This window comes from Okeania sp. SIO3I5 (genome assembly GCF_010672085.1).
In the GTDB taxonomy this organism is placed as follows: Bacteria; Cyanobacteriota; Cyanobacteriia; order Cyanobacteriales; family Microcoleaceae; genus Trichodesmium.
Genome location: NZ_JAAHHT010000149.1, coordinates 1 through 9,800 on the forward strand (window position 1 = coordinate 1; position 9,800 = coordinate 9,800).

At 36.2% G+C, this 9,800-nt stretch carries 5 protein-coding genes; 3 read left to right on the forward strand and 2 right to left on the reverse strand.

Translation table 11 applies throughout. The features are described 5' to 3' along the window. Positions 1-143: 143 nt before the first annotated feature. Together F6K40_RS26470 and F6K40_RS26475 are read right to left on the reverse strand one after the other, a co-directional pair. A complete protein-coding gene (locus F6K40_RS26470; protein WP_293140090.1) occupies positions 144-1,934 on the reverse strand; it encodes a serine/threonine-protein kinase in 1,791 nt (596 codons plus the stop codon). A gap of 932 nt (positions 1,935-2,866) precedes the next feature. Further along, the gene (locus F6K40_RS26475) at positions 2,867-4,768 is read right to left on the reverse strand and encodes a WD40 domain-containing protein (RefSeq protein ID WP_293140091.1); all 1,902 of its coding nucleotides are present in this window, start codon (positions 4,766-4,768) and stop codon (positions 2,867-2,869) included. A gap of 745 nt (positions 4,769-5,513) precedes the next feature. Here F6K40_RS26475 and F6K40_RS26480 point away from each other — a divergent pair. The 3 genes from F6K40_RS26480 (at position 5,514) to F6K40_RS26490 (ending at position 9,700) form a co-directional block, all read left to right on the forward strand. Then, complete coding sequence (locus tag F6K40_RS26480; RefSeq protein WP_293140092.1) at positions 5,514-9,230, forward strand: HEAT repeat domain-containing protein; 3,717 nt, start codon at positions 5,514-5,516, stop codon at positions 9,228-9,230. Positions 9,231-9,422: 192 nt separating this feature from the next. Further along, complete coding sequence (locus F6K40_RS26485; protein WP_293140093.1) at positions 9,423-9,572, forward strand: hypothetical protein; 150 nt, start codon at positions 9,423-9,425, stop codon at positions 9,570-9,572. A gap of 5 nt (positions 9,573-9,577) precedes the next feature. Further along, positions 9,578-9,700, forward strand: a complete 123-nt coding sequence (locus F6K40_RS26490; RefSeq protein WP_293140094.1) for a hypothetical protein — start codon at positions 9,578-9,580, stop codon at positions 9,698-9,700. The last annotated feature ends 100 nt before the right edge of the window (positions 9,701-9,800 follow it).

A 9,800-nucleotide genomic window follows, 5' to 3' on the forward strand; every position in this document is an offset into this window, starting at 1 on the left:
GTGAGATACAGTTTTAGATCCCCCCTGCCCCCCTTAAAAAGGGGGGAGTCTTCAAAGTCCCCCTTTTCAAGGGGGATTTAGGGGGATCGTAACTGTACCTCATCTTTATGAGAAATGCTATAACTGATAACTGATAACTGAATTTACTCGCAGCGCCAAATTTTCACAGTATTGTCGCTACTACCACTCACAATAGTATTATCATCAGCACTAATTGCCACAGAATTTACATCCTTAGAATGTCCGCTCAAAGTCTCAATAACTTCTCCAGTTTCCATATTCCAAACTTTAATAGTTTTATCTGCACTACCACTAATCATCGTTTTTTTATCCAAACAAATTACAGCTCTAACCCAATCAGAATGTCCGGTAATTGTTTTGATTAATTCACATTTTTCTACAGACCATAATTTAATAGTTTTATCGCTACTACCACTCACTAAAACTTTTCCATCAGGACGAAAAGCAATTGTATTAATATCTCTGGTATGCCCAACTAATTCACTGATTAATTTACCCGTTTTTACATCCCAAAATTTAATAATATTATCGCTACTGCCACTAGCAAGAATTTTTCCATCAGGACTAAAAGCAACAACATTTATTCCCCGTGAATTTTTAATACTGTACAAAAGTTGACAACTTTTTTGATGCCAAATTTTAATAATTCTGTCGTCACTTCCACTAGCAATAAATTCTCCATTCGGACTAAATGTTACTGGCATTGAAACAATAGAATCAGAATGTCTAGATAAACTACAACTTACCGTACCTGTAGCTAAATCCCAAATATTAATAATTCCTCCAACATTACCAATTGCTAAGGCATTACTTTGAGGATTAAAAGCAATTGATAAGACTACATTAGATGCCATAAAAGAGTTTAATAATTCTCCTGTAGATAACTTCCATAATTTAACAGTTTGATCAAAACTACCACTAGCAAACATTTGATTATCAGGACTAATAGCAACTGATGAAACTGAACTTAAATGACTAGAAATAGTTTGAGGTTTTCCCCAAGAATGAAGATATAATCCTGGTACATGAGTAGTATCTTTGAGAGAAATTTTTGGCTGTGAAATTTTGAGTAAATTTGGTGGAGGTGGCGGTGGGGGTGGTAATTTCCCATAATTCAAATCTTTTAAAACATCTACAGCAGATTGATAACGTTTGTTTGTCGCTTCAGCAATTAATTTATTCAGAATATTTCCCAGTTCTTCACTGACAGGATTATCGACTAAATAATCTCGCCATATCCATCTATTTTCTCCAGTATCAAATAGTTGAAATGGGGAAACATTGGTCAGTAAATAAATACAAGTTACCCCTAAACTATACAAATCGCTGGCAAAGTTTTCTCTACCTTTTAGTTGTTCTGGAGCCACATATTCGGGAGTTCCGGCGATCGTACCTGTTAACTTTTTTGCTACACCAAAATCTACTAATACTAATTGATTTCTAAATCCAGTTTTATAGGCAGAATTCGATTGTAGACGACGAATAATATTTTCTGGTTTAATATCCCGATGAATAATTTTGTGAGAGTGAATAAATTCTAGGACTGGTAAAAGGCTATTTAATAGTTCTCGAATCTGATATTCTGAGAATTTACCTTCTGTTTCTAAGATTTGAGCTAAGTTTTTTCCGGGAATAAATTCTTGTACTAAATATTGACAATAATCATCATGTAAGTTGGCTAATAGTTCGGCTATTTGAGGATGTTTTCCTAAACTATCTAATCTTTCTGCTTCTTGTTCAAATAGTTGAATTGCTTTTTTTCTATCTGCATCATTTTGTGATACAAAATAAAACTGTTTAATAACACATGGTGGTTTAGAGGGTTTGTCTTCATCTACTGCTAAATAAGTTTTGCTAAAGCCTCCTTGACCAATCATTTTGATGGCTCTATAGCGGTCTTTTAGTATTAACATAGAATTACAACTTAAACAGATTCTTGTATCAGATAGGTTATTGGGATTTTTGCAGTTTTCTTTGAGGCAGTAAATCATATTTTTTCTTTAAAGACTTTAGGGAATAGGGAGTAGGGAGTAGGAAGTAGGGTGAATTTTGAAAGAGAAGAATATTTTTTTATACAGAATTAAGTGGATTTTATATTAGTTGGTATTTTATGAAATTATTCCCGCTATTTCCTACTCTAAATAAAGATTAAATTATTTACTGATTTAACACTATCTAAGTTTTTGATTTATAGCGTTTCTCTGTTTTGTTAAGGTACACTTTTTTTCTTAATTTTCTCGCCACAGTTAACTAGGTAGCCAAAATTTAAAGTAGTTTATCCAGTTTTTAACTTTGAATTTTGAATTTTGAATTTTGAATTAGTTACTCCTCTAAATAAAGATTAAATTATTTACTGATTTAACACTGTCTAAATTTTTTATTTATAGTCTTTCTGTGTTTTGTTAAGGTACACTTTTTTTCTTAATTTTCTAGCTCCAGTTAACTAGGTAGGCAAAATTCAAAGTAATTTATCTAGTTTTTAACTTTGCATTTTGAATTTTGAATTTTAAATAGTTAACTAGGTAGACAAAATTTAAAGTAATTTATCTAGTTTTTAACTTTGCATTTTGAATTTTGAATTTTAAATAGTTAACTAGGTAGACAAAATTTAAAGTAATTTATCTAGTTTTTAACTTTGCATTTTGGTAAGCATTCAGCAGTCACCATTCAGCTATCAATTTGATTCTCTTGAGAGAAGGAATTGGCATCTTTGTGATTTAAAAGAATTAAAAGTATGGGTAAAAGCTGATGCTTGCTTAATTTATTAAAAAGCTGAGATGAGAGCTGACAGCTAATAGCTGAATCCTTACAAATTTTGAATTTTGAATTTTGAATTTTGAATTGATTACTCCTGTCGCCAAATTTTAATAGTATTATCGCTACTACCACTAGCTAAACTCTTTCCGTCTCTAGAAAAAGTAACAGAATTAACATATTTTAAATGACCTTCTAAATTTCCGATTTGCTGACCAGTTTTCCTATCCCAAATTTTAATAGTTCCATCCTCACTACCACTCGCAATAATATCTCCTTGAGGACTAAAAGTTACTGTATAAACATCCCTAGAATGTCCCTCTAAAGTTTGTAATATTTCACCGCTTTCTATTTGCCAAACTTTAATATTTTTATCCCGATCGCCACTAGCTAAAACTTTACCATCAGGACTGAAAGTAACTGCATAAATATAATGTATTCCCTGATAATAATTACATAGATTTTTAACAGTATTACCTAAACTTAAATCCCATATTTTAATCGTATTATCTTCACTCCCACTCGCCAAAGTTTTCCCGTCTGGACTGAAAGCGATCGCTCGCACTGGTCGTAAATGTCCGGTCAAATTCATTATCACTTTCCCGTAGTTAGGATCAAAAATATCGTTCCCCAGTTGCCAAACCTTCACACTTTTATCTTTACTCGCACTAGCTAAAGTTTTGCCGTCTGGGTGAAAAGCGATCGCTGTAACTCCTTGAGAATGACCAAAATATTCTCCCCGACTCCAGTCACCGAGAATGCAAAGAAGTTTTCCGGTTTTAACTTCCCAAAGTCTAATAGTTTTGTCATCGCTCCCACTCGCTAATATTTTGCCATCCCGACTAAAAGCAACCGAGTTGACATAACCGGAATGTCCGCGAATACTCAATATTTCTCTACCACTATCTACTTCCCACAACTTAATAGTTTCATCCTCGCTCCCACTCGCCAAAATTTTGCCATCATTACTCCAAGCAACAGAGCAAACCCATTTTTTATGACTGATGAAAGTCTGTACGCATTTCCAAGTTTGAATCGGTACAGGTGCAGGTGTAACTTCTGGTGTTTGGAGAGCAGTTTTATCTTGAATAAGAGTCAAATTAACTTGAGCGTCTGCATTTAAAGTTTCCATAACTGCATCAACAGACTGATAACGACGGTTGACTGCATTTTCCACCAGTTTATCCAAAACATAACCCAATTTTTCACTCACAGAATTATTCCGTAAATAACGTCGCCACACCCAGGTTCCCTCACCCACATCAAATAATTCAAATGGGGAAACCTTGGTTAATAGATGCAAGCAAGTCACCCCCAAACTATATAAGTCGCTGGCAAATACCGCCTTGCCTCGGTTTTGTTCGGGAGCAGTATATTCGGGAGTGCCGATAGTTGTACCTGTTTTCAGGAGTGCCGTACCCAGAGCATATTTAGCAGCGCCAAAGTCTACCAATACTAACTGGCGATCGCTATTTTGACGGCAAATAATATTTTCTGGTTTAATGTCGCGGTGAATAACATTATGAGAATGAATAAACCCCAGCACTGGCAGTAAATTTTTCAGCAAACTCCTTATTTGCTCTTCGTTGTAGGGTGCTGCAATTTTCAGCGCTTGATCTAAGTTTTGTCCGGGGATAAATTCTTGTACTAAATATTGTCGCCCATCTTGGGTGAAGTGTGCCATGAGTTCAGGTATTTGGGAATGTTTGCCCAACTGATCTAACCTGGTAGCTTCTTTTTCAAATAATTCGGCAGCTTTATTAATATTATTAGTGCCTTGTGAAGCGGGAAAAAATTGTTTAATAACGCAGTAAGGTTTGGAAGGTTTATCTTCGTCAATAGCTAAAAATGTTCTGCCAAAACCTCCTTGCCCAATTAGTTTTAAGGGGCAGTAGCGGTCTTTAAGTAGTAGTTTTGAACCGCAATTTTGGCAATATTTATTCGAGTCGGGGTTTTGGGGAATTTGACAGTTGGGGTTGAGGCAATAACTCATGCCGATAGATTTTTAGCTAACGATTATTTTAATTATATTTGACTTAGGAATTATCGTATAATAATTAATAATTAATAATTATAGTAATTCCCATACTTGTTAGGTACAAAATTCTAGGTTTTAGGGAACACTTAACTGGGAACAGGGAATAGAATAAAAATAAAATATAGATGTACCATTAGACTCTGGGAAACGCTATAGTAATTAATAATTAGTAATTAGCTCTCCTTGAAAAAAAGAGGATTGAATCAAAGAAAAATTTTTTTTTGTTTCTCCTATTACGTAAAAACTCCATATCATTATATAAGAGTTTTTGTCATAGTTAGCTGAAGTTAAGCATAAATTAATTTTTCTGTTTTTTGAAAGCTCGTAGTATAGGTCTCAGCCCGAAGGTAGATAAGGTAGATAGGGCTGAAACCCTACTACAAACTTATCACTGATTATGCTGGAGCGATCGCTAAAAATACAATCAAACAAGTATGGCAATGCCACCCTATAAATCAGATATTAATCCTTGTTTTTTCAAGATATTTTCTGCCCAAATAGCATTTTCATTATTGAAATAGTGACGTTTATTTGTGCTTACCTACATTTATTAGAAGAAAAAGTTATACTAACAGAACTTACGCAGAATCTCCATATTGAGTAGGGGCGAATGGCATTCGCCCTCTACAAATAGCGTATTTTCTAATAATTTGCGTAAGTCCTAACTAATTAAAAATAAAAATATTGAGGTTAAATAATTATGGTTGATTGGTTAGCTATTTGGGGAGTGACTCAAGCGGTTGGTTTTGTGTTTAAACCTATTCTGGAAGATTTAGCTAAAGATGCTGCTAAGGATTATGTTAAGGATTTTTTTAAGACTAGCTTAGGTAATGTGATTAAAGGGTTAACAAATCAAGAACCTTTACAAAAAGCTACGGGAAAAGCTATTAACAAATTTTTAGAATTAGTACAGCAAGAATTGGAATATGCAGATTTAGATGAAGCTCAGTTAAAGCAATATACTAAACCTTTAAAACTGTTTATTAAAAATAAGTCAGTTTCAGAAATTTTGGGTAGTCCTTTTAAGGAAAATGTAATAATTTTAGATACCAAGACATTAGCTATTATTGGGAATGAAATTAATCCACCTTTGCCAGATGAATTTAGTTGGGAAAGAGTGGCAAAAATATATCTGAAAAGAGCTAAAGCGATTCGGAGTGAGTCTGATGAATTACGGAAAATATTTGATTCAAAAAATATTGAGAGACTGGCAAATCAAAACTTTGAAATTAAACCAGATTTTGACCTGGAAAAACATCAAGAGGGAATCCTAGAACAATATGGCAATCTCAAATTAGAGAGTTTAGATACCAGTGGTTATGGTTATAATGACTTGAAATTATGGCGAATGTTTATTCCTCAAAATGTGCGGGAATCTCAAGAATTTATGCCTCAATTACATGAAATTCCTAAAGAATATCTCCAACGATTAAAGGAGACTGGAGAGTTAGAGGCAGAATTTTCTCCAGAACAATTTGAAGGTGCCCGTCGCAAATATTTAGATCGGCCTATTCGCTCGGTTTTGGAATTAGTTAAAGATAGCAGTTATAAATATTTAGTTATTCTGGGAGACCCCGGTTCTGGCAAATCTACTTTATTACAATATATCGCTTTAGAATGGGCAGAATTACCACCGATAGATTTGCCTTTAAAGCCAATTCCTTTATTAATTGAACTGCGGACTTATGTGCGTAACCATAATGCTAATCAATGCAAGGATTTTCTGGAATTTTTGGAAAAAGGTAGTGGTGTAACTTGCCATTTGCCTCAACAAGAACTCCATGAAAAATTACAAAATGGTGATGTAATTATGATGTTTGATGGGTTAGATGAAGTTTTTGACCCTGCCAAACGAGAAGAGGTAGTTACTGATATTCATCGGTTTACTAATGACTATAAAAATGTGCGGGTTATTGTTACTTCGCGGGTAATTGGTTATAAGCCACAAAAACTCCGGAATGCTGAGTTTTATCATTTTATGTTGCAAGATTTGGCAGAGGAACAAGTTGAGGATTTTATTCAACGTTGGCATGATTTGACTTATCAAGATGAGGCGGAAAGAGAGAGAAAAAGAGAAAGGTTGAAACGAGCAATTAAGGATTCTCCAGCTATTAAGCAATTGTCGGGAAATCCACTGTTATTAACTATGATGGCTATTTTGAATCGTCATCAAGAATTGCCGAGAGATAGGGCAGAACTTTATAATCAAGCTTCGCGGGTTTTATTGCATCAATGGGATATGGAAAGAGCATTAATTGATGCGAAGATTGACCCGATAAGTATTGACTATAAAGATAAGCAGGCAATTTTGCGTCGAGTTGCTCATTTTATGCAGGGGAATGTTGCAGGTTTAGCTGGTAATTTGATTTTGGGAGATGATTTAGAAAAGATTATTTCAGAGTATCTAAAAAGTGTAGATATTAATGATGCAAGAACTGTGGCGAGGGCGCTGATGGAACAGTTGCGGAGTCGGAATTTTATTTTATGTTTTGTTGGAGCTGAATATTATGCTTTTGTGCATCGAACTTTTTTGGAATATTTTTGTGCGAGGGAGTTTGTTTGGCAGTTTGAAACAGAGCAGAGAATTTCTAAAGATGAACTGATTAAGGAAGTTTTTGGTCAGCATTGGCAGGATGAAAAATGGCATGAAGTTTTACGGTTAATTGCAGGGATGATAGATGCGAAGTTTGTGGGAGAAATTATTAGCTATTTGATGGAGCAAGATGGGGAAAAGGAAGAGTTTAAGAATTTGTTTTTGGCGGGAAACTGTTTGTTTGAAGTTAGGAGTCGTCAGAGTATTGGTGATGTGGGGAATCGGTTATTAAAAAGGTTAAAAGATTTGACTGAATATGACCTTAATTATTCTTACAAATCTTATAACATTGACTCTGAAAAAATTTATCATAAAAATGCAGCCTTGGTTCGTAAAATTCGCGCTCAAGCTGTGGCAGTTGTGGCTGCAACCTGGAGGGATGATCCTTTAACCTATACTTGGCTCAAAAAATGGCTAGTATCTGATTATAATTGGGTTGTGCGGCGGGAAGCAGTAAGACAAATTGCTGCTTTATACAGAGATAAACCAGGAATTTTAGAGTTACTTGAGCAACGGGTATGGTTTGATACTGGTTGGGATGTACGACGGGAAGCAGTGCTACAAATTGCTTCTTTGGGGAAAGGCAAACCAGAAATTTTAGAGTTACTCAAAGGATGGGTAGAGGCTGATTATGATTGGGATGTACAACGAGAAGCGGTACGACAAATTGCTACTGGTTGGAAACATCAACCGGGAATTTTAGGTTTACTCAAGGAATGGGTAGAGTTTGGCAGTAGTTCGAGTGTGCGAGTTGAAGCGGTGCGACAAATTGCTACTGGTTGGAAAGATGAGCCAGGAATTTTAGAGTTATTCCTACAATGGGTAGAGTTTAATGAGAACTGGGATGTAGAAGTTGAAGTGCTGCTACAAATAGCTACTGGTTGGAAAGATGAGCCAGGAATTTTAGATTTACTTAAACAAGGGGTAGAGTCTGGTAATAGTCCGAGTGCAGGGCTTGAAGCGGTGCTGGAAATAGCCACTGGTTGGAAAGATGAACCTGGAATTTTAGAGTTACTCAAACAATTGGTAGAGTCTGATGATGATTCAGATGCGCGAGTTGAAGCAGTACGACAAATTGCTACTGATTGGAAAAATCAGCCGGGAATTTTAGATTTACTCATAAAATTGGTAGAGTCTGATAATAGTTTGAGTGTGCGGCGGGAGGCAGTGCGACAAATTGCTACTGGTTGGAAACATGAGCCGGGAATTTTTGAGTTACTTATACAATGGGTAGAGTCTGATGATAATTGGGTTGTGCGACTTGAAGCAATGCGACAAATAGCCACTGGTTGGAAAGATGAGCCGGGAATTTTTGAATTATTCAAACAAAGTTTAGAGTTTGATGAGAGTCAGTATGTCCGACGTGAAGCAGTCCGACAAATAACTACTTGGAAACATGAACCAGGAATTTTAGATTTACTCAAACAAAGTCTAAAGTCTGATGATCATTGGCAAGTGCGACGTGAAGCAGTGCTACAAATAGCTACTGGTTGGAAACATGAGCCAGGAATTTTAGATTTACTCAAACAAAGTCTAGAGTCTGATAATAGTTGGGATGTACAATGTGAAGCGGTCCGACAAATAGCTACTGGCTGGAAACATGAACCGGGAATTTTTGAATTGCTTTATCACACTGCCCTCAATGACCCCTTTCAACGTGAACATAAGTATCAAGACAACCCTCGACAAATAGCACTAGAAGCAATTATCGAACAATATCCAGGCCATCCGCAAACCCTGCCACTATTACAAGACAGAGCAACAAACGACCCAGACGAACAACTGCGGGAGTGGGCAAAAAAGAAATTGCAGGGATTAGAGTAGGCAGACAAAAACCTAACCCCCCAACTCCCTTCCCTGCAAGGGAAGGGGGAGTTTCTCCCCTCTCCTCGTAGGAGAGGGGGAGGGGCAGGGGGGAGAGGTCTTGATTCGATAGTAAACAGAAATTCGTTAATCTATCCGTGCATCCGTGGCAAAATCCGCGTCTGCTTAGGTTTCTGGTTGCTCACACGGATTGTGCCACGGATATACGGATTAAGTTGTTTGTATTATTTTCAAACGATCGTCGCTCACACGGATTTGGCCACGGATACACGGATTAAGTTGTTTGTATTATTTTCAAACGATCGTCGCTCACAGGGATTTGGCCACGGATACACGGATTAAGTTGTTTGTATTATTTTCAAACGATCGTCGCTCACACGGATTTGGCCACGGATACACGGATTAAGTTGTTTGTATTATTTTCAAACGATCGTCGCTCACACGGATTTGGCCACGGATACACGGATTAAGTTGTTTGTATTATTTTCAAACGATCGTCGCTCACAGGGATTTGGCCACGGATACACGGATTAAGTTGTTTGTATTATTTTCAAACGATCGTCGCTCACA